Genomic DNA, 22,793 nt, shown 5'->3' on the forward strand with positions numbered 1-22,793 from the left:
AATGGCGCGATACTTTTTAGAGGTGGCTTACAAAGGCACCCGTTACAGCGGATTTCAAATCCAGGAAAACGCGATCACTGTACAGTCTGAAATCGAACAGGCGCTGGAATTAATTCAACGGCAATCCATTTCTCTTACTGGATCTTCCCGCACCGATGCGGGTGTGCATGCCTGGCAAAATTTCTTTCATTTCGATCTGGAAGAATCGTTGCATCCGCAGTTGTTGTATAAACTCAATGCGGTATTGCCTTGTGACATCGTTCTTAAAGCAATATACCCGGTTGCCTCCGAGGCGCATTCCCGCTTCGACGCCGTTAGCCGCGAGTATGAATATTACATCTACAAATTCAAAGATCCTTTTCGCAGGGACACTGCGTATTATGTCCCTTATCCATTAGATTTGGAGGCGTTAGCAGAAGCAGCCGCAATAATAAAGGAACAAACGAACTTCGCCGCATTCAGCAAAACCAACACACAAGTAAAGAACTTTCGTTGTTCAATTCTGAAAAGCGAATGGCGCGAAGAAAATGGTCTGCTTGTATATAATATAAAAGGAAATCGGTTTTTGCGGGGCATGGTGCGGTTGCTTACCGCCACCCAGTTAAAGATTGCCCGGGGTAAATATAATATGGCAGATTTTAAAAAGTTGTTTGAAACCGGACAAAAGTGCGGCTTCTCAGTGCCAGCGCATGGTTTGTTTTTGAAAGAGGTCGCTTTTCCGATTGGACACCTTCTAAACCTAGAAAAATGAGTTTTCCGACAAGGGAAAGAAAAGATCTTGAAAACTTGCTTTTAATTTTTGTTTAAATCACCTCGCTACTTATCTTTGCAGGCCGCGGTTGGTCGTACCATCACAGCGGGAAGTTTTCTTCAATTAGTTCTTTGTTCTTTGTTTTTCCACTATTGGTTTTTGAGTTTTTTCAGAGGTTCTCAAAAAACTTTTGGTCGTTTGGGTCAATTCTCTTTATCTTTGCACTCCCGAAAACGGGGAATGGAGTTCTTTAAGTGGTTGGTTTTTAGGTAGTTGCGGTGTTTTTAAGAAAGGAGAAGCACTAAAATTTCTGAAAAAACTTTTGGTTGTTGTGTTTGGTTCTCTTATCTTTGCACTCCCAATTACGAAAGAGGGGTTTGTTTAAAAAATAGTTCTTTATTGTTTTTTAGGGTGTTTGGTGTAGCTGATTTAGGTGATTGGTTATGACCTGAGGGGATCGCATCCCTGGGCGCTTACGAAAAAGGGGTACTGCTGATAGGGTGGTATCTTTTAAGATCTTTGAAAGTTTGGAAGCAACAGCACGGTACATTTTATATGTACCAAATAACATTAGGTAATCAAATAAAGCGAATAACATTAATTATTCGATTTTTTGACTCGTTAATTAATCCTTGAGATTATTAATTAGTCAGGAATTGGACACTTCATTTACAATGGAGAGTTTGATCCTGGCTCAGGATGAACGCTAGCGGCAGGCTTAATACATGCAAGTCGTGGGGCAGCATGGTGTGTAGCAATACACACTGATGGCGACCGGCAAACGGGTGCGGAACACGTACGCAACTTACCCTTAAGTGGGGGATAGCCCGGGGAAACCCGGATTAATACCTCGTAACACTGTGAAGTGGCATCACTTTATAGTTATAGCTCCGGCGCTTAAGGATGGGCGTGCGTCCCATTAGGTAGTTGGTTGAGGTAACGGCTCACCAAGCCTGCGATGGGTAACTGGTGTGAGAGCACGACCAGTCACACGGGCACTGAGACACGGGCCCGACTCCTACGGGAGGCAGCAGTAAGGAATATTGGTCAATGGACGCAAGTCTGAACCAGCCATGCCGCGTGGAGGATGAAGGCCCTCTGGGTTGTAAACTTCTTTTATGGGGGACGAAACCCCGGATTTTTATCCGGCCTGACGGTACCCCAGGAATAAGCACCGGCTAACTCCGTGCCAGCAGCCGCGGTAATACGGAGGGTGCAAGCGTTATCCGGATTCACTGGGTTTAAAGGGTGCGTAGGCGGGTTTGTAAGTCAGTGGTGAAATCCCGAAGCTTAACTTCGGAACTGCCGTTGATACTACAGGTCTTGAATACTCGGGAGGTGAGCGGAATATGTCATGTAGCGGTGAAATGCTTAGATATGACATAGAACACCGATTGCGAAGGCAGCTCACTACAGAGTCATTGACGCTGAGGCACGAAAGCGTGGGGATCAAACAGGATTAGATACCCTGGTAGTCCACGCCCTAAACTATGGATACTCGACGTGTGCGATATGACAGCATGCGTCTGAGCGAAAGCATTAAGTATCCCACCTGGGAAGTACGACCGCAAGGTTGAAACTCAAAGGAATTGGCGGGGGTCCGCACAAGCGGTGGAGCATGTGGTTTAATTCGATGATACGCGAGGAACCTTACCTGGGCTAGAATGCTGAGTGACCGCGGGTGAAAGCTCGTTTTATAGCAATATACACTCAGTAAGGTGCTGCATGGCTGTCGTCAGCTCGTGCCGTGAGGTGTTGGGTTAAGTCCCGCAACGAGCGCAACCCCCATCAGTAGTTGCCATCAGGTAACGCTGGGAACTCTACTGAAACTGCCGTCGTAAGACGCGAGGAAGGAGGGGATGATGTCAAGTCATCATGGCCTTTATGCCCAGGGCTACACACGTGCTACAATGGGGCGTACAAAGGGCTGCCACTTAGCGATAAGGAGCCAATCCCAAAAAACGCCTCTCAGTTCAGATCGCAGTCTGCAACTCGACTGCGTGAAGCTGGAATCGCTAGTAATCGTATATCAGCAATGATACGGTGAATACGTTCCCGGACCTTGCACACACCGCCCGTCAAGCCATGGAAGCCGGGGGGACCTGAAGTCGGTAACCGCAAGGAGCCGCCTAGGGTAAGACCGGTAACTGGGGCTAAGTCGTAACAAGGTAGCCGTATCGGAAGGTGCGGCTGGAATACCTCCTTTTTAGAGCGCTTAGCTTTTGGTTACTATTATTTAGGTAATAGCAAACTAAAACACTTGATTGCTTAATGTGCTGTTGTTTCCAAAATCTTTCAAAACTTGTTTTTCAAAAACCAGTTCTTTTACTTAAACTCTTAAGTAACCCGACAGACAATGTAGAGGGGCTTACTACAGAATGAAACATTCAGATCCGTAGCTCAGCCTGGTTAGAGCACTACACTGATAATGTAGGGGTCAGCAGTTCAAATCTGCTCGGGTCTACCAAAAGAGAAGAAAGCTGCAAGCCGCTAGCTACTAGCTGCAAGCTTAAAGCTAGATTCCTTTTATGGGGGATTAGCTCAGCTGGCTAGAGCACCTGCCTTGCACGCAGGGGGTCAACGGTTCGAATCCGTTATCCTCCACTTTTTAAAAGTCCGTAAAGTCGGAAAAGACGGTAAAGTCAGTAAAGTAGTTCTTTCAAACTTAGTTAGATGTGGGGTATGGCTTTTAGGCCTGGAGGTTCGCAACCTTAATACTTACAGATAAAACGCGAGAAGTTAATAGCGCAATGCTTGCAGCTTCTGCAGTTTAAGTTCTTTGACATATTGGAAAGCAATTGTAGTAGAAATAATGCTATAGTTAGCCAAGATCACAATGATAGTTTTTTTGCATCACTAAATAATTTTGGTGGTCTGAAGTCAATCAAAGTGGTTGGGTAAATACAATTTTCACAAATTGAATTAGATAAATCTAAAAAGATTTAAAGCACATAAGGGCGCATGGTGGATGCCTAGGCTCTGAGAGGCGATGAAGGACGTGGTAAGCTGCGATAAGCCAGGGGGAACTGCACACGAGTGATATATCCCTGGATCTCCGAATGGGACAACCCAGTACGCTGAAGGCGTATTATCTCGAAAGAGAAGCCAACCCGCTGAACTGAAACATCTAAGTAGGCGGAGGAAAAGAAAATAAACAAAATGATTCCCTAAGTAGTGGCGAGCGAACGGGGAAGAGCCCAAACCTGTGGGGCGTGCTCCATGGGGGTTGTAGGACTGCATTTAGAAACACTCATCAAGCTGAACCATCTGGAAAGTTGGGCCATAGGGCGTGAAAGCCGCGTAAGCGTACATTGAGTGGGACGAGCAGTATCCTGAGTAGGGCGGGACCGGAGAAATCCTGCCTGAATCTGCCAGCACCATCTGGTAAGGCTAAATACTCCTCAGAGACCGATAGTGAACCAGTACCGTAAGGGAAAGGTGAAAAGCACCCTGAATAAGGGAGTGAAATAGTACCTGAAACCGTGCGCCTACAAGCGGTCGGAGCTACGTTTACGTAGTGACGGCGTGCCTTTTGCATAATGAGCCTACGAGTTGCTCCTCACTGGCGAGGTTAAGTTCTTATTTAACGGAGCCGTAGCGAAAGCGAGTCCGAACAGGGCGTTCAATTAAGTCAGTGGGGGCAGACGCGAAACTTTGTGATCTATCCATGGGCAGGATGAAGGTGGGGTAACACCCAGTGGAGGTCCGAACCCATTAGCGTTGAAAAGCTATGGGATGACCTGTGGATAGGGGTGAAAGGCCAATCAAACTGAGAGATAGCTCGTTCTCCCCGAAATGTTTTTAGGAACAGCGTTGCATTAATTAGAGTTTATGAGAGGTAGAGCTACTGATTGGGCTAGGGGGCTTCACCGCCTACCAAACCCTGACAAACTCCGAATGCTCATAAATGCTATGCAGCAGTGAGGCTGCGGGCGCTAAGGTCCGTGGCCGAGAGGGAAATAACCCAGAATAGCAGCTAAGGTCCCCAATACATGGTTAAGTTGGACAAACGAGGTGGCGTTTCTATAACAGCCAGGATGTTGGCTTGGAAGCAGCCATTCATTTAAAGAGTGCGTAACAGCTCACTGGTCGAGAGACGCCGCGCGGAAAATAATCGGGCATCAAACCATGAACCGAAGCTCTATGATTGCACTTTGAGTGTATATCGGTAGGGGAGCATTGAAACCTGCGTTGAAGGTGATGGGTGACCATTGCTGGAGTGGTTTCAAACGAAAATGTAGGCATAAGTAACGATAATTAAGGTGAAAAACCTTAACGCCGAAAGTCTAAGGGTTCCTGATCAACGTTAATCGGATCAGGGTTAGTCGGGTCCTTAGGTGAACCCGAAAGGGGTAGCTGATGGAAAGCTGGTTAATATTCCAGCACCCACTGTAGTTTCGATGGGGTGACGCAGTATTGAACCTTCCCCGCACTTACGGAATAGTGCGGTTAACCGTGTAGCTATAGGTTTTGCAGGCAAATCCGCAAGACTTGGCAAAGCGGGAAAGTACACCAAAGCTTCGGCTGCGGTGAGTGAAGTTAAAAGCTGCCGAGAAAAACCTCTAAGGTTAGGCTACAGCGGCCCGTACCGCAAACCGACACAGGTAGACGGGATGAATATTCTCAGGCGCTCGGGTGAGCCGTGGAGAAGGAACTAGGCAAATTGACGCTGTAACTTCGGGATAAGGCGTACCATAGCGATATGGTCACAGTAAAATGGTTCAACCAACTGTTTAACAAAAACACAGGGCTCTGCAAAATCGAAAGATGACGTATAGGGCCTGATACCTGCCCGGTGCTGGAAGGTTAAGGAAGGGTGTTCGACCGCAAGGTCAAAGCTCCTGACTGAAGCCCCAGTAAACGGCGGCCGTAACTATAACGGTCCTAAGGTAGCGAAATTCCTTGTCGGGTAAGTTCCGACCTGCACGAATGGTCTAATGAGTTGAACACTGTCTCCTCCACGAGCCCGGTGAAATTGTAGTATCGGTGAAGATGCCGGTTACCCGCCACGGGACGGAAAGACCCCGTGAACCTTCACTACAACTTTGCATTGATTTTGAACAACGGGTGTGTAGGATAGTTGGGACGCTATGAAGCAGCCTCGCCAGGGGTTGTGGAGCGGTCGTTGAAATACCAACCTCTCTTTGTTTAGAGTCTAATCCCTTTCGAGGGAAACAGTGCATGGTGGGTAGTTTGACTGGGGTGGTCGCCTCCTAAAGTGTAACGGAGGCTTGCAAAGGTTCCCTCAGTACGGTTGGTAATCGTACGCAGAGCGCATCAGTATAAGGGAGCTTGACTGTGAGACCTACAAGTCGAGCAGGGACGAAAGTCGGCTGAAGTGATCCGGTGGTTTCTATATGGAAAGGCCATCGCTCAAAGGATAAAAGGTACTCCGGGGATAACAGGCTGATCTTTCCCAAGAGCTCATATCGACGGAAAGGTTTGGCACCTCGATGTCGGTTCGTCACATCCTGGGGCTGGAGAAGGTCCCAAGGGTTCGGCTGTTCGCCGATTAAAGTGGCACGTGAACTGGGTTCAGAACGTCGCAAGACAGTTCGGTCCCTATCTGTGGTGGGCGCAAGAAAATTGAGTGGACATGACCTTAGTACGAGAGGACCGGGTCGTACGTACCGCTGGTGTATCGGTTGTGCCGCCAGGTGCAGTGCCGAGTAGCTATGTACGGACAGGATAAACGCTGAAAGCATCTAAGCGTGAAACCTTCCACAAGATGAGTTTTCTTTTAAGGGCCGCAGCAGACTACTGCGTTGATAGGCTACAGGTGTAATCGTAGTAATACGTTCAGCCGAGTAGTACTAATTGCCCGTACGCTTTAATTTTATTATCTAACTAACATTATACTTTACTACAAACTTGCTTTCCAGTATGTCAAACAATATTGATGGTGGTTTTTCCGAGGGTGTCCACCTCTTCCCATACCGAACAGAGAAGTTAAGCCCCTCATGGCCAATGGTACTGGAGTAGCAATGCTCCGGGAGAGTAGGTAACCGCCAATCTTATTTACATCAATATTAAAACAGCCTTATACTTTTGTGTAAGGCTGTTTTGCGTTAGGGGATGGTAGGGGAGAGAAGGAAAGGTGAGTGTTCTTCACTGTGATCTGCAACGGCCATTTTGATCGGGAAAGTCTTTACTTATTTTATTGTTGTTTGCGAGCCAATTTGCTAATGCCTGTGCGCAATCAGTCATACCTTATATATACATCATGAAAGGCGCCATCCCAATCGCATAAGATATTGCCAGGATAATGAATGATCAGGTCGGCATCTTTCACTTCATACCAATACCAATAGGAATTTGGCGGCAGCGATGAATTAACAGCTAAATCCGGGATGCTTTCAATTTTCATCCAAACAGCGGAACTGCTTTCTTCATACCAACGCCTGATATACACATCGAAACTGAAAATTAGCGGTAGCTGGTCGCTGTAGTTGGCGATCTTCAAAAAACAGGGTGAACCAACAGGCAGCAAATTGTTGAACTGAATACTTTCCCCTTTTCTGTTCACAACAGCTGTACTTGTATCTTTCCCGGTTGCTCCGCCATCGTCGGTTACCTCGAGCTCAAACACATACACACCTTCCACCATTTCACTTACCATCACGTTTGCAGCATCGGCATGATTTAATTTGAAAAGCGGCGGACCCGATATTTTCTTCCATGAATAAGTTCCAATCTTTCCGTCCGGATCAAATGATTGGGAACCGTCCAGCTGCGTCGCATTTTCGGGCAATGTCAAAAACAGGTATTCGCCAGCTTTAGCAATCGGTGGGCGATTGGCAACCCGGTCATCCTTATCACAGCCGGTTTGTAGCATGATCATGAAACAAATGCATAATCCGGTGCGCCTCATTTAACTTGTATTTATTTAAATAGGAATAGCAGACCGAGACCCGATCTCCATGTTGCAGGCAGCACCAACATTCAATTTGGTGCTGCTTGTATTTTGCTATCGCAAAACCATTTGATCTAACGCAATATAATGCCGGCCGTTCTGCGGGTCTTTCCATATGTTGTACCGCGTAGGATAATAGGTATTCACCGGGTCAAATTTTTCGGGCTGGCGGAACGGCTTGTGCACACTGGTACCTTCCTGCAGAAAAGCAAGAGAAGCCATTGGTTCGAGGAAGTTTACCTCGCCATCGTACGATCCATACACAAACGTATGCGTGAACGGTTGGCCATTGAATTCAGGCGAAAGCACATCCATCCAATGCGCACCCATGCGGGCTTCGCCAGCCGGTGCTTTGCCATAGGCCGGCGGCAGGTAGCCAGCAGGCGGATTTTTGTCAAAAGCTGGCTTCGCCAATTCGTAAGCCGGAATTGCTAAGCGCTCCGCCAGCGGCATTTTGTAAAAATGAAAATCAAAATGTGGCTTTGTGTAGATGCCTGGAGGCGGGTGGCCTTCCGCCATAAATCCCATAGTTAAATGATCAAACGGCATCAGGTCTTTTGCCTTCTGATGCAGCTTGAGCAACACCTCGTGTCCATGATCATCGCCGCTGCTGTGGCTATGCTCCTGAACAAGCACCCCTTCGGTAAATTCCATACCAATAGCCAGTGGCTTGTTGTCGTGGCTGATGTTCACCCAACTTCGTACCCTGCCTTCGCCAAATTGTTCGGTGGGGCCGTAAAAAGTGTTGTATTTATTAGCCTGCTGGCCACGGGCACTGGAGGTTTCTTCATTAGGAACGACGATAGTTGCGGTGGCCGACAGATCATCTTTTCCGCTGTCTTTTGTATCTTTTTGGCAGGCCGTGATCAGCAGCATTGGTGCTGCAATAGTAACGAGCATTCTCATTGTTGGCTTATTTATGGTTGTAAAATGCAGTTCTTAATCGGCTGATATAAATGCGTTGGCAAATACATAGCGGGCAATATTTTTTCCCATCTCTTCGCCTTCCAAAACAGACTTTCTAAAATCCCAGCCTGTGTAGATCATGCTCAATGAATTTTGCCGCGCTGCTGCGGAATAGCTGGTAAAGCGAATGGGCTCATTGGGCAAGGTAGTGCTGGTAAATTGGATGTCTGTTTCATCCGATTCGAAAAACAGGCGCAGTATTTCGGCGGTGCTACCACCATATGCTGCAAAGCCATTGGGGTAACCGGGCACCGGTGGTGTAGGAAATACGTTCGGTACTTCATCTAAAAACGGGAGCCAGTTCGGATCCGGTGTTGTAGCATTGTTGCCATCGGTAGCAGCCAACCGAATTGCCGTTTCAGGGCGCCAGAAATAATATTGGTATCCCGCATTCATTTGCGAATTGATGCTTTCGGCCATGCTTACATGCATCAGTGCAAACAACCGTGCAGTTTTCCAGGCATCCATTTTTTTGCCAGCAATGGCTGCCCGAACAAAATTGTTCCATGTAACAGACGGCCTGTTTTCACGCCAGAACATGGCTTGTTTTTCCTCTGCCGCGGTGCGGGTGCCGCCCACCCGTCCACCTTTTGTTTTTACTTCATTAAAATCGGTGGCGTACTGCGCCGATGTAACCGCGTATGGAGCGGAAGGCCGGAACTGCTCATTATTTTTTAGCACAAACGGCTTCATCACAGTACCCCAGTTTGGAATCCTTTTAATGGTCGTCGGCGTTAGGTTTCCACCGATCAGCATCAATGTAGAACGGTATGCTCCGGGCAAGGTGCCATCTGCCGGTGTTTGCGAGGTTTGAACGACCTGCGACAGCCCATCGTTTGCGCGGTTGGCAAAAATGGCGTCCGCTGCTTTTTTACCCAGTGTTTTACCCAACTCTTTACTCCGGCCGTCGGGGATGGTGGCGAGGCTTTCTTCATACCAGCTGTCAATGGGCGAATTTCCCTGGCTGTTCAACCCTTTGATGGTCCAATATGCGGCACTGGCCACGGCCGCATCCGGGTCGGCAAACTGCTCTCTTGCATCGAGGGCGTAGGCCTCATACTTTGGCTTGATGTTGTTGAGCGCATCGTGCACCGCAATTTCCACAATGGCAAACAGGCGTGCACGGGCAGGCTGGATCATTGGGCTGGCCAGCACGGTGGCCGTTTTTTCATTCCAGTACAGCACCATATCATTTGCAGCAAAGCCGGGATTATTGGGCTTCTTAAATCCCTCAAATACCTGTTCAAAATCGTAGGGCTTTTTACAGGAGCCAATCAGGAAAAAGGTAATAATGGTTGCGACCAGTAGGTTAGTGGTTGGTTTCATAACAGTGGTTTTTGGACAAACAGCACTTGATCACCTAAAAATATTTTTATATACGAACAGTTTTTGGGAAATGCGACTAAAGAAACTGGTTGTGCTACAGACGGCTTAAATGGGGATTTAAAAATGGGAGCACAGCTTTCGCTCCGGTTTTTACCTGCGACAAAAACACTTTGTCGCGGTTAATTATTCGTTCAACGCATTTAATTCAGCGCACTTTACATTCAGCGTAAGTTGAATTATATTTAAGTAAACTATTATATAATGTCGCTGGCCAACTTTGTGTTTTCGCAGAAAAAAAGCGACCGGGTGAAACAACACCTCCTATTTTGGGGCTTGTGGTATCCTTATATCACGCTTACCCATGCAGCCATGCCATTTGGCTACCCCGAGATGTCTTATTTCAAGAATCCCATCTATACGTTTTCCGAAAGTTTTTTCGTGGTGTTTGGGCAGCTGCCCATGGTGTACATCGTACTGTACTGGATCTTCCCGCAATTCATTTTGAAGAAAAGATATATAGCTGGCATTTTTTTCATGATCGTGCTGTGGTTTATGTGCGGCATCTTCAACATGATCCTGATGGGCAAAGTGATGCAGCCGTTCCTATTTTGGGTGTTGCCGCCTGAAAGGATTCCAGCCAGTCAGCGGGTTCCGGGCATGTCGTTTTTTATGGCAGTGATCGCAACCAACAAAGGCGCTTTTACTATTACCGCCAGTGCGCTGATGATGAAGGTGGGCAAGCACTGGTACCACCACCAGCACCGCAACCTACAACTGCAAAAAGAAAAATCGGAGGCGCAACTGCAGTTGCTGACTGCGCAGGTGCATCCACATTTTCTATTCAACACCCTCAACAATATCTATTCGCAGGCACAAACCGAATCGCCGAAAAGCGCCAAGATGCTCATGGACCTTTCCGACATACTGCGTTATATTTTATACGAAGGCCAGAAACAACTGGTGCCGCTGAAACAGGAACTGGCAATGATCACCGAGTACATTAACCTCGAAAAGATCCGGTATGGAAACAAGCTGGATGTGCATGTGCTTACACCTGATAAGGCCGATGATGTTTACATAACGCCGTTGCTGCTGCTGCCTTTTGTGGAAAATTGCTTTAAGCACGGCGCCAGCAATATGTTGCAAAATCCCTGGATCAATTTTACCGTGGAGGTAAAAGGCACCACCATGGTGATGAAGCTGATGAACGGGAAAGCGCCAGTGCAAGAAGCGGAAGCGCACCGTTCGGGCATTGGCATCAACAACGTACGGCAGCGGCTGGAGCTGCTGTACAACGACCGGTACGAACTGCAAATAAGAGAAGACGAAGAAGTATTTGTGGTGGACCTGAGCGTGGAACTGGTGCGGCAAAAAGTAGCTGTACAACCCGCCGCTATTACCGCAACCCAAACTGACGTTACCTATGCCTAACGGTACACACCAATCCATTTCGTGCATCATTGTAGATGACGAGCCCATGGCGCGGGACGTGGTGCGGCGGTACATCCAGCAAATACCGACACTGAAACTGCTTGCGGAGTTTGGAAACGCCATTGATGCCACCATTTTTTTGCACGAGGAAACAGTGGACATGATTTTCCTGGACATCAAAATGCCGCAACTGAGCGGAACCGATTTTGTAAGAAGCCTGCGCAACGGCCCGAAGATCATTTTCACCACCGCACACAAAGAATATGCATACGAAGGCTTTGAACTGGACGTGGTGGATTACCTCCTAAAACCAATTCGTTTTGACCGGTTTTTAAAAGCGGTAAACAAAGCGTTTCCACAACGCCGCCAGGATGGTGATGGAGCAGGAGCAGTTAATGCCGATGATAACAACAAAGTGCAGCCTTCCTTTATTTATTTACGCGTGGATCGTAAAATGATCAAGCTTTTTTTAGACGAAGTGCTGTACGTGGAAAGCGATAAGGACTATGTAAAAGTGTATACAGCAAAAGGGTTTATTGTTACCCGACAAACCATTGCTTCGGTGGAGGCCATGCTTTCAGCCAGCCAGTTCATGCGCATTCACCGTTCGTTTATTGTTTCGCTGGCTAAAATTTCTTCGTTCACGCATGAAACCGTGGAAATCGGCAAAAAGGAATTGCCCATTGGCAAATTGTACCGCAACAGTTTTTTGAAACTGCAACACCAGCAAAGCTAACGATTCATAAAAACCAACCAATGCTGCTATGATCAAACTACTCAACCTGGTATTCTTGTGTTGCCTTCCCGCTCCCGTGTTTGCACAATCCGGCGGACAGATCTGGGGCACAGTTATCGACGGCGAAACGGGCCTGCCTTTAGCCGGTGCTTCGGTAACGGTTAAGGGTTCAGAACTAACGGTAACCACTGACCGAAGAGGCCATTTCAGTATTTCGAAACCATCACATTCAAAACAAACACTAGTTTTTTCTTTTGTGGGTTACGAAGAAATAGAACGGACGCTCCGGGAAGAAGAAACCAATATACATGCGTCATTAACGATGGATACAAAACTGGGGCACGAAGTAGTGGTTTCCGCTTCGCGCCGCGCCGAAAAAATAACTGCTGCACCGGCGTCGATACAGGTTATTGGTAAAACGGAGTTGAATGAATTTGCCGGATCAAATTTTGGCGAGCTACTATCCAAAGTGCAAGGCATTGAAATGACCCGATCGGGGATGGACGAGACGATGTTCAATGCAAGGGGCTTCAACAATGCATTTAATAATAAAATTCTGCAACTGGCGGATGGCCGCAACATGATGACGCCCCTGAGCGGCGGCTTGCCCATGTTGAACAAAGGTTCCATCATTAAAGAAGACATTGAACGGCTGGAAGTGGTGCTCGGCCCGCAGTCTGCGCTGTATGGGCCCAATGCACACAATGCCGTGTTTAATTTTATCACCAAAGATCCAAGAAAATATGGCGGCACCACGCTGGCCGCAAGTGCAGGAAACCGGTCGCAGTTCAGTGCCCGCTTGCGCCACGCAATGAAGCTAAACGATCGGTGGGCTTTTAAAGTGACCGGCGAACACGTGACCGGAAGAGATTTTACATTTTACGACAGTGTGTATGTGCCGCTTGCCACGTCCGACCGGTCGGTACCGGAGCGCAATGTGGATTTTGATTTCCGGCACATTCGCGGCGAAGGACATATTTACTACAGCCTCACACCGTTTACCGATATCGTTGTGTCGGGTGGTGGCAGCACCAACGATTACCTGCAGGTTACCACCACCATGCGCAACCAGATGAAAGACCTTACTTATCGTTTTTTGCAGGCACGTATCGTAAACCCGCGGTATTATATAACGGTGTACAATTCGTGGGGTAACATTGGCAACTCTTACCTGATTGCCAATTACACCCGGGATTTTTGGACCTTTACCAACCAGCAGGTCCCGGCCGATTCTGCGGAGCGGAGAGCAAGAACTAGAAACCTGTTCAAAGAAGAAAGCCAGCGGCTGAATGCCGATGCCCAGTACAATCATCATTTTAAAAGTGTGGGCTTGTTTGTAGTTGGCGGTGTTAACTTTCAAAAAGAGCGGCCGAATGGCTTTGGCGTAAATCTGGTCGATTCGTTCAAGCGGATCGAGATCAACCAATACGGCGCCGTGCTGCAGATGGAGCAAAAACTGCCCATGGATGCACGTTTTATAGGAGCGTTGCGTTGGGACCATCACAGCAACTTTGGCAATGTGTATGCACCCAAGTTTGGGCTGGTAAAAACTGTTGGCGACGGCAGCCTGCGCATTACCTGGGCTAAGGCTTATGCCATGCCCAGTATCCTCAACCAGTATTCCATCCTCAATGGTTTTATATTTGGCAATGGCGAGGGCATCACTTACTGGCCGGTAAACAAGGCAAATGATCCGGAGCAGTACCAACGCACTACACCATTAAGGCCTGAAGAGGTGCGCACCTGGGAACTAGGCTACAAAGGCACGGTTACACGCAAGTTGTATATGGATGTGAACGGTTATTATAGCCGCATCAAAAATTTTCTGGGGCCGCCCCGCACTGTTGCAGGCAGGGCAATAACGCTTGGCGAATATGCTGTAAGACATAACCCGGTATTTGCGGGCAATGATGAAAGTGGTGTGTTGACAAATGCTTTTTTCAATACCTATTTCAATTATGGGAACGTACAAGCCTGGGGTATTGATGCAGGATTGAATTATGAATTGAACAATACTATCGGTTTTGCCTTAAAATATTCCTGGTTCGATTCGGATATAAAAAACTACCGTCCCGAAAACGATGCAAACCGCGATAACGAAGTAACTGCCGACGAAAACAGTACCAATGCACCCGAACACAAGGCGTTGGCAATGCTGCGTATTCAAAATCTATTCAAACAAAAACTCGTCATCAACCTGTCGGCACGCTATGTGGCGGAATACGATTTTTACAGCGGTTCGCAAATAGGCACGTCGGCAGGTGCGGGCCGGAGGGGTGTCATCATGCGTACACCGCCCAACCCGCCGCTCAAAAAGAACTTTGACCACGGCGCACTGGGCGGCTTTACCTCGGTTGATGTGAGTGCCAACTACTGGGTGAACCAGCAGGTGCAAGTAAATCTAGGCGTCACCAATTTGTTCAATACAAAGCAAGTTGAGTTTGTGGGTTCACCATCTATTGGCCGCCTCGTTGTAGCAGAATTAAAGCTGCATGTGCCCGACCGTAAATAAGCAACTTTAGCAAATGGGCACAACACACCATAATTTTTGTAAGGTTTAGGGAAACGTGCAACGAACGGGTTTTCCTGCGGCATTGAAGGGGAAGGCCTGTTCTGTTTGCACTTTTGGCCTTGCTTAAAACAAGCACATGCTTGTGCGTCCATTCGCCCGTTCATAAATATTACAATGCGGCCCCATACTTAATACCGTAGCTTTGTGCCTTTTTTATCACCTCATTTTTTATGGGAAAAAACAAGAACGGCGTGGTGTTGCTATTGATGGCTGCCATCAATTTTACCCATATCCTCGATTTCATGATCATGATGCCCCTGGGCAATTACCTGATCCCTTACTTTAAAATTTCACCGGTGCAGTTTACATACCTCGTTGCAGCGTACACCATTTCCGCAGGCATTTCGGGTTTCCTGGCAGCGTTCTTTGTAGATAATTTCGATCGCAAAAAAGTGCTGCTGTTTGGCTACGTTGGTTTTCTTGCCGGCACGCTGGCCTGCGGCATTGCGCCTACTTATGGCTTCCTGCTTTTGTCCCGGTTATTTGCCGGTACTTTCGGAGGGCTTATTGGCGCACAGGTGCTTTCCATCATTGCCGATATGTTTGCTTACGAGCAGCGCGGGAAAGCCATGGGCAGCATCATGTCGGCATTTGCCGTGGCGTCTACTTTTGGCGTGCCGTTTTCGCTGTACCTCGCTAATCTAATTTCGTGGCATGCCCCTTTTTTAATGGTGGTGTTGATCGGGCTGATTACCATTCCGTTTTTGCTTAAATACATTCCATCACTTACAGCACATATACAGGCAGGGGACAAGCCCACGATGGGGCAGCGGTGGAGCATCATGCAAAATGTGCTCAAAAGCAAGCAGCAGCGCATGGCGCTCATCTTTTCGGGGCTGATCATGATGGGGCATTTCCTCGTGATTCCTTTCATCAATCCCTACCTCGAATTCAACAAAGGATTTTCAAAACAGCAAACACCGATGATTTACCTTGTTGGTGGTGTTGCTTCGTTTATTGCTGCCAACTGGCTGGGCAAGCTGGCCGATAGGAAAGGCAAACTGCTGGTGTTCCGTATTTGCGTGTTGGCTGCGTTGCCGCTGGTGCTGCTCATTACTGCGCTGCCCGATATGCATTTTGCAATTGTGCTGGTATTGTTTGCCATTTGGTTTACACTATCTACTGGCAGAGGCGTGGCGGCACAGGCCATGGTGAGCAATGTTATTCCTGCCGCTACGCGTGGCAGCTTTATGAGCTTCAATAGCAGTATACAGCAATTGGGTACCAGCGCAGCTTCGTTGGTTGCCGGGCTGATTGTGGCAAAAGGCACCAACGGCCGCATCCTGCATTACAACTGGGTGGGCTATTTAAGCATTGCGGTGTTGATGACCACGGTCATTATTGGTCTGCGCACCTTCAAGCAAACCGACGTAGTGCGCCGGGTAAATCCTGCTTAAAGATGTACAGCCGTCCGCATTATTTTACCACGCGAAAAACAGGGTACAACATATACGCCGGCTCCACGTAGGGAGAGTTCTGGTAAACAAATTCGAGTTGCTGTGCGGCACTTTTTGCAAAAGCAGGATCGCTTTTTCGTTTGGCTTCCAACAGGGCTTTTACTTCCGGATTGGATGCTAAGAATTTTGCCGCTGTTTCTTCAAACACATAATCCGAAAAGCCTTCCTTGCGGCTCAGGATGGGATCGAAAAAATTCCAAACAAAGTAAGAATCTTCGGTAGTTGGTTCGAGTGTTTCCAGCAAAAACCGATAGCCGGGCTGGGCAAACGGAATCCAGTAATCGCCGGCACGAAACGTCATTGTTTTGGTCTTTTTTTCTACGGTTACATTGCCATTGGTATGGTGGCCTTCGTATGGCCGTGCCGATGCCTGGTAACCCGTGATGGTGTATGTTTCCACTTTTATGGTCGTGTCCCGTTTCACTGGCTGCATTTTGATGCTGTTTGCGGTCAACCGTTCTATCACCGTGTGCCAGCCTTTTGGAATCATGTAGCCTTTTGGTGCATCAATCCAGGCTGTTTCTTTATAAAAATTATAAAAAGGGATTTGTGCGGTATAGGGTTGTGTGCGGTCGTAAAAAAGCCGCGGTAGGTTGGAGACGGCACTTTCTTTTGTAGTGGACTTATATCCTTTAAACGTAATAGTGGCAGGCTTGCTGCTGTCCAACGACCATTTTACCGGCAGGCGGTTGGCCGTTTTGTAAGCCGTTTTTTGTGCCTGTCTTAATGACTTTATTTCGGCGCCGTTTGCCGCGGTAAATTGTAAAAAAGATTCCATCAGTGCACGGGTAGCCGCCACGCGTTGCGGGTAAGGTTTCAGCATATGCGTTTCGGGCACAAACCCGAATGTGTGCCATAGCGAAGCAAAGCCGCTGCTGTACCGCGGGCTGTCCCAAAATTCTGTCCAACCTTGCTCCGGCGTTTTGCCAAAATGGTTCACATAAGGCACCAGGTCAAAGCCGCGTTGCTGCATCATTTTGTACAGCTCCGGCACAAACTTGTTGTTCATGAACTCGCCCATCCCGCCACCGAGCTTATTGTGTTGCGATGCAATCAGCGTCATCACGTGCTGGTAATCGGCGCCGTTGCTTACATGGTTGTCAACAAATACATCGGGATCGAGGTAATGAAAAATGCGGGTAAAGGTGAGTGCTTCTTTTGAATCGGCTTTAATGAAATCGCGGTTCAGATCGAGGTTGCGGCTGTTGCCGCGAAAGCCAAATTCTTCAGGGCCGTCTTGGTCTACACGGTACCATTTGCTGCGGTTTAGTGCACCGCCAATATTGTAGACCGGCACCAGTGCCAGCACCACGTTTTTGGGCAACGCCCATTTGCCCGCTACAATATCCCGCACCAGCAGCATGCTGGCGTCAATGCCATCGGGCTCGCCGGGGTGGATGCCGTTGAGTACGAAAACAATATGGCGTCCCTTTTTTTTCAGCGATGCAATATTGAAATCCTTATCTGCTGAAACCACAACCAAGTGGAGCGGGTGGCCTGCATCAGTAGGCCCCATTTCTTTCATTTGAACGATGGGGGAGGCGGCATCGAGGCGATGCCACCACTGGATGATTTCGGGGTAGGTGGGGGTTTGTTTGCCACCGGATGTTTCAAAGCGGGTAGGAAAATTTTGCGAGTGGGCTGCAACTGAAAGGCAAAGAATTGCGACAACAAATAGGAAACGATTGCACATGCCCCGAAGTTAGGGGCCGCACATAAATGTGGCGAGGTAAAAATGCAGCGACCTAGTTGTAATGTGGAAAATTTGCAAACATGCCGTTTGTCATTTACCTACATGCACCGATGGTTTTTGGTTGTTGGCCGCCAACGAAAAAAGGCGTTCGAAAAGAACGCCTGTAATATTGTTGAAGGGAGCAGTGCTTACGCCAGTGTGTTGAGGCGCTTAGCCAGCTTGCTCTTCAGGTTGTTCGCTTTGTTCTTGTGGATTACGCCACGCTTAGCCAGCTTATCAATCATAGCGATTACCTCAGGCATTTTTTCAGTGGCGGCAGTCTTGTCATCTAAAGCACGCAGGGAACGTACGGCATTACGGGTAGTTTTGCCATAGTAACGGTTACGATCACGGCGCTTAGTGGCCTGACGCATATCTTTTTTTGTTGCCTTATGATTAGCCATGTGTTCTTTTAATTTGGACGGCAAAAGTAGTAGATATTTTGAAACGGGCCAACATTTTGGCAAAAATTGTTGCGCAATGCCCACAACGTTATGGTAATATTAGTAAATGGCGTTCGTTCCGGCCAACCTAATAATGTTGCACAATTGGTTGTTTATCTACAAACGCATTTTTACAAAACATGCAGTCCTTTTTTACCCGATATTTGCATACTCCCAACAAAATAACGTACAAACCTCCTTTAAATGAAGGATTTCTCTTACATAACACACTCCCATCCCTCTTACATCGAAAGCCTTTACCAGGGCTATGTTGATAATCCCGAAAGCGTGGATCCGGAGTTCAGGAAATTTTTTGAAGGTTTTGATTTTGCCGTATCACAGGTGCCTGCCGCACCAGGGGCCAATGGTAAAAGCGTAGATGGCGCACAACTCACCAAAGAGTTTGCGGTGTACAGCCTGATCCAGGCTTATCGCCAAAGAGGCCACCTGCAGGCAGATACCAACCCGATCCGCAAACGCAAAGACCGCGGTGCCAACCTGGACCCGAAATTTTTTGGTTTGGCCGAAGCCGACCTGGGGCAAAAGTTTGCTGCCGGCAAAGCCATCGGCATGGAGGCGGCTACATTGAAAGATATCATCGACCGCCTGCAAAAAACCTACACCGGTAAAGTGGGTGTTGAGTACCAGTTTATATTAAAACAGGAGCGTGTTGAATGGCTGCAAAAAGAAATTGAAGCCAACTTGTATCAACCGTTGCCCATCGAAAAGAAACGCCGGGTGCTGGAAAAACTAAACCAGGGCGTGATCTTCGAAAAGTTTTTGCACACCAAATATGTGGGCCAAAAGCGCTTTTCGCTGGAAGGCGGCGAAACCACTATTGCGGCACTGGACACCATTATTGATACGGCTGCGAACAGCGGCGTAAAAGAAGTGGTGATTGGTATGGCCCACCGCGGCCGCCTCAATGTGCTGGCCAATATTTTGGGCAAAACATACGAGCAGATTTTTTCTGAATTTGAAGGCACCGCCATTCCCGATCAAACGATGGGCAGTGGTGATGTAAAATACCATCTTGGTTTTTCCTCCGAAGTGGAAACCATCAGCGGTAAAACCGTGAACCTGAAACTGGCACCGAACCCTTCGCACCTCGAAGCGGTGGACCCCGTGGTGCTGGGCTTTAGCCGCGCCAAGGCCGATGTAATGTACGGTTCCGAGTTTGATGCCGTATTGCCGATTTTAATTCACGGCGATGCGTCGGTAGCAGGCCAGGGTATTGTGTACGAGGTGGTGCAAATGAGCGACCTCAATGGTTACGATACCGGCGGTACCATACATTTTGTGATCAACAACCAGATTGGTTTTACCACCGATTTTGATGATGCCCGTTCATCTGATTACAGCACCTCCGTTGCCGGCATTGTGCAGGCGCCAGTGTTGCATGTAAACGGCGATGATCCCGAAGCTGTAGTACGTTGCGTGGAAATTGCCACCCGCTACCGCCAGGAGTTTAACGCCGATATATTTATTGATATGGTGTGCTATCGCCGCCATGGCCACAACGAAGGCGACGATCCGAAGTTTACACAACCGGCGTTGTATGCGTTGATCGACAAACACGCCAACCCACGTGAAACTTATGTGCAGTTCTTGTTGCAAAATGGTAAAACCGAAGCACAGGAGCTGGCAAAGGAAATGGAGAAGAAATTCTGGGGCGACCTACAGGACCGTCTGGATGAAATAAAGCAAAACCCGCTGCCGTACAAATTTCAGCAGCCCGAGCTTTGGTGGCAAAGCCTGCGCAAATCCACGCCAGCCGATTTTGAAGCATCGCCCAATACAGCCATCAGCGACGATGAATTCCGCCGGTTGTTTACCGGCTTGATGCAATGGCCTGAAGATTTCAAGCCGCTGCGCAAAGTGGAAAAGCTGTTGCAGGATAAAGTAAAATTGTTTGACGCCGAACAAAAAGTGGACTGGGCTACCGGCGAACTGTTGGCTTATGCATCCCTGATTGCCGAAGGCAAAGAAGTGCGCATGAGCGGGCAGGATGTAAAACGCGGCACTTTTTCACACCGCCACGCTATTATTCGCGATGAGGCCACCAACAAAGAATACAACCGGATCAACCAGTTTGGGCCAAACGACAAAACCTGTTTTAAAATTTACAACTCGCTGCTGAGCGAATACGCGGTGCTTGGTTTTGAATATGGCTATGCCATGGCAAACCCCAACGCATTGGTATTGTGGGAAGCACAGTTTGGCGATTTTGCCAACGGTGCACAAATCATCATCGACCAGTTTATTTCCTCTGCCGAAACCAAATGGCAGCGCATGAACGGTGTGGTGATGTTGTTGCCGCACGGCTACGAAGGACAAGGCCCCGAGCACTCCAGTGCCCGCCTCGAACGTTTCCTCCAGCTTTGCGCCGAGGACAATATGGTGATCACCAACATTACTACGGCTGCCAACTTTTTCCACGCACTGCGCCGCCAGCTTAACTGGCCGTTCCGCAAGCCGCTGATCAATTTTTCGCCAAAAGCCAACCTGCGCCTGCAGGCCAGCTATTCGCACATCAGCGAGTTTACCAACGGTGGCTTTAAAGAAGTGGTGGACGATGCATTTGTACAAGATGCCAATGCCGTAACCAAGGTGTTGTTTTGCTCCGGCAAAGTGTACTACGACCTGGCAGAAAAGCAGGCAAAAGAGTCGCGGCAGGATGTGGCCATTGTACGCATGGAACAATTGTTCCCGCTGCCGGTGGCACAACTGGAAGCGCTGTACAACAAGTACGTCAACGCTACCTGGTTCTGGGTACAGGAAGAGCCGCTGAACATGGGCGCCGCATCGTTCCTGCAAATGAATTTGAAGGTGGTGAACTTTGGTATCATCAGCCGTCAGCCAAGTGCTGCTACTGCAACCGGGTACTCGAAAGTGCATGCACAGGAGCAGGCCGAAATTGTGGACACCGCTTTTTCCATTTAATATTCGCAATGGGGCTACAGCGGTAAAAAGGGTGCAATAAATCTTTGTGTTTCTTTTGTTCCTTAGTGCCTTTGTGGTTCAAACCACATAATAATAGTTTGGATTTTTGAACATAGCTTGCAGCTACCACCAACGATTAGTTTCAAGCAAAAAGTTTAACAACACATGATTGATATCAAAGTACCTACAGTGGGGGAATCCATCAATGAAGTTACCCTCGTAAAATGGCTGAAAGGTGACGGCGCTTATGTAGAGCGGGATGAGGTGATAGCAGAACTGGAAAGCGAAAAAGCAACCTTTGAATTGAACGCCGAACAAGCCGGTGTTTTAAAAACTGTAGGTAAAGAGGGCGACACCCTCAACATTGGCGACCTGGTGGCGCAAATCGACGAAACGGCACCCAAGCCTGAAGGCGCCGCACAACCCGAAGCTGCACCCGCAGCGGAGGCGCCAACTAAGGAAGCGGCACCTGCAGCGCAGCCCGCAGCGGCACAGGCCCCCGTTACTTCGGTGCCCAACGATATCAAAGCCACGCCGGTGGCATCGGCCATAATTGCCGATAAAAAAGTAGATCCCAAATCCATTCAGCCTTCGGGTTTTAATGGTAAAATATTGAAAGACGACGTGCTGGGTGCACTGGCCAACCCTGGCCGCAAACCAGGCGTGGAAGCCTTTGGCCGCGGAGAGCGCCGCGAAAAAATGAGCAACCTGCGCAAAACCGTTTCGCGCCGGCTGGTTGAAGCAAAGAACACAACCGCCATGCTCACCACGTTCAACGAGGTGGATATGGGTGCCATCATGGCCATCCGTTCGGCCAACAAAGACAAGTTCAAAGAAGCTCATGGCGTGAACCTTGGCTTTATGTCGTTCTTTACCAAAGCCGTTTGTTTTGCGCTGCAGGAGTGGCCTGCAGTAAACGCTTACATCGATGGCGACTCGATCATCTACCACGATTATTGTGATGTATCGATTGCCGTTTCTGCGCCCAAGGGTTTAGTGGTTCCGGTGATCCGCAATGCCGAGAGCCTGAGCATGTTTGAAATTGAAAAGAAAGTAGTGGAACTGGCCACCAAGGCCCGCGACAATAAATTGTCGATGGAGGAAATGCAGGGAGGCACTTTTACCATCACCAATGGCGGTGTGTTTGGTTCGCTTATGAGTACACCCATCATCAACATTCCGCAGTCGGCCATTTTGGGCATGCACAAAATCCAGGACCGCGCCATGGTAGTGGATGGAAAAATTGAAGTGCGTCCCATGATGTACCTGGCACTGAGCTACGACCACCGCATCATTGACGGCCGCGAGTCGGTGGGCTTTTTGGTACGGGTAAAAGAACTGCTGGAAAAACCAGAGTTGTTACTCTTTGGTAAAGATCCTGTGAAGGCTTTGCTGCAATTGTAATCAATGCAATGAAAGATAAACTCGGGGCGGGTCGCATAGTGCGGTCCGCCTTTTTGTTTGCCTGCCAATAAATAAATAGGCAACAGTAGCCCATTTTTTTTAATTTGTAGGCGCTACAC

General features: G+C 48.3%; 12 protein-coding genes, 2 tRNA genes and 3 rRNA genes. 12 read left to right on the top strand and 5 right to left on the bottom strand.

Going from position 1 to position 22,793, the window contains the following annotated elements:
• Position 1 precedes the first annotated feature (1 nt).
• The 6 genes from truA to rrf all read left to right on the top strand — a co-directional run bounded on the left by truA (position 2) and on the right by rrf (position 6,765).
• Positions 2–751 carry a tRNA pseudouridine(38-40) synthase TruA gene (gene truA / locus EPD17_RS10270; protein WP_132053943.1) on the top strand — a complete coding sequence of 250 codons (750 nt, stop codon included), beginning with the start codon at positions 2–4 and terminating at the stop codon, positions 749–751.
• A 671-nt stretch (positions 752–1,422) separates the two neighbouring features.
• A 16S ribosomal RNA gene (locus tag EPD17_RS10275) occupies positions 1,423–2,957 on the top strand.
• 183 nt (positions 2,958–3,140) lie between these two features.
• A tRNA-Ile gene (locus tag EPD17_RS10280) sits at positions 3,141–3,218 on the top strand.
• 63 nt (positions 3,219–3,281) lie between these two features.
• Positions 3,282–3,355, top strand: a tRNA-Ala gene (locus EPD17_RS10285).
• 337 nt (positions 3,356–3,692) lie between these two features.
• A 23S ribosomal RNA gene (locus EPD17_RS10290) occupies positions 3,693–6,588 on the top strand.
• 61 nt (positions 6,589–6,649) lie between these two features.
• A 5S ribosomal RNA gene (gene rrf, locus EPD17_RS10295) occupies positions 6,650–6,765 on the top strand.
• The 16S, 23S and 5S rRNA genes sit together here with 2 tRNA genes alongside, the layout of an rRNA operon.
• Positions 6,766–6,950: 185 nt before the next feature.
• On the opposite strand, the gene EPD17_RS10300 is transcribed toward rrf, so the two are convergent.
• The 3 genes from EPD17_RS10300 to EPD17_RS10310 form a co-directional block, all read right to left on the bottom strand.
• On the bottom strand, positions 6,951–7,592 hold the full coding sequence (locus EPD17_RS10300; RefSeq protein ID WP_132053945.1) for a PKD domain-containing protein: 642 nt from the start codon (positions 7,590–7,592) through the stop codon (positions 6,951–6,953).
• A gap of 126 nt (positions 7,593–7,718) precedes the next feature.
• Positions 7,719–8,570, bottom strand: coding sequence for a hypothetical protein (locus EPD17_RS10305; protein ID WP_132053947.1), 852 nt, complete (start codon positions 8,568–8,570; stop codon positions 7,719–7,721).
• Positions 8,571–8,603: 33 nt separating this feature from the next.
• Positions 8,604–9,956, bottom strand: coding sequence for a vanadium-dependent haloperoxidase (locus EPD17_RS10310; RefSeq protein WP_132053949.1), 1,353 nt, complete (start codon positions 9,954–9,956; stop codon positions 8,604–8,606).
• 261 nt (positions 9,957–10,217) lie between these two features.
• Between EPD17_RS10310 and EPD17_RS10315 the strand changes: the two genes are divergently transcribed.
• From EPD17_RS10315 to EPD17_RS10330, 4 genes are all read left to right on the top strand, one after another.
• Positions 10,218–11,387: a sensor histidine kinase gene (locus EPD17_RS10315; protein WP_132053951.1), complete on the top strand. Its 1,170-nt coding sequence runs from the start codon at positions 10,218–10,220 to the stop codon at positions 11,385–11,387.
• On the top strand, positions 11,380–12,123 hold the full coding sequence (locus EPD17_RS10320) for a LytR/AlgR family response regulator transcription factor (RefSeq protein WP_132053953.1): 744 nt from the start codon (positions 11,380–11,382) through the stop codon (positions 12,121–12,123). The genes EPD17_RS10315 and EPD17_RS10320 overlap by 8 nt, the downstream gene beginning before the upstream one ends.
• Before the next feature lie 28 nt (positions 12,124–12,151).
• Positions 12,152–14,635, top strand: a complete 2,484-nt coding sequence (locus EPD17_RS10325) for a TonB-dependent receptor (protein WP_132053955.1) — start codon at positions 12,152–12,154, stop codon at positions 14,633–14,635.
• Between the two features lie 230 nt (positions 14,636–14,865).
• Positions 14,866–16,092, top strand: a complete 1,227-nt coding sequence (locus tag EPD17_RS10330; protein WP_132053957.1) for an MFS transporter — start codon at positions 14,866–14,868, stop codon at positions 16,090–16,092.
• Positions 16,093–16,111: 19 nt separating this feature from the next.
• Here the strand turns inward: EPD17_RS10330 and EPD17_RS10335 are convergent, their stop codons facing one another.
• Together EPD17_RS10335 and rpsT are read right to left on the bottom strand one after the other, a co-directional pair.
• Positions 16,112–17,845: a M14 family metallopeptidase gene (locus EPD17_RS10335; protein WP_132053959.1), complete on the bottom strand. Its 1,734-nt coding sequence runs from the start codon at positions 17,843–17,845 to the stop codon at positions 16,112–16,114.
• A gap of 188 nt (positions 17,846–18,033) precedes the next feature.
• The gene (gene rpsT / locus EPD17_RS10340) at positions 18,034–18,288 is read right to left on the bottom strand and encodes a 30S ribosomal protein S20 (protein WP_114234374.1); all 255 of its coding nucleotides are present in this window, start codon (positions 18,286–18,288) and stop codon (positions 18,034–18,036) included.
• Positions 18,289–18,531: 243 nt separating this feature from the next.
• On the opposite strand from rpsT, the gene EPD17_RS10345 reads away from it, so the two are divergent.
• Together EPD17_RS10345 and odhB are read left to right on the top strand one after the other, a co-directional pair.
• Positions 18,532–21,270: a 2-oxoglutarate dehydrogenase E1 component gene (locus EPD17_RS10345; RefSeq protein WP_132053961.1), complete on the top strand. Its 2,739-nt coding sequence runs from the start codon at positions 18,532–18,534 to the stop codon at positions 21,268–21,270.
• Positions 21,271–21,435: 165 nt separating this feature from the next.
• Positions 21,436–22,674, top strand: a complete 1,239-nt coding sequence (gene odhB / locus EPD17_RS10350) for a 2-oxoglutarate dehydrogenase complex dihydrolipoyllysine-residue succinyltransferase (RefSeq protein WP_132053963.1) — start codon at positions 21,436–21,438, stop codon at positions 22,672–22,674.
• Positions 22,675–22,793 lie beyond the last annotated feature (119 nt).

This window comes from Pseudocnuella soli, assembly GCF_004347775.1.
Classification (GTDB): domain Bacteria; phylum Bacteroidota; class Bacteroidia; order Chitinophagales; family Chitinophagaceae; genus Flavisolibacter; species Flavisolibacter aquaticus.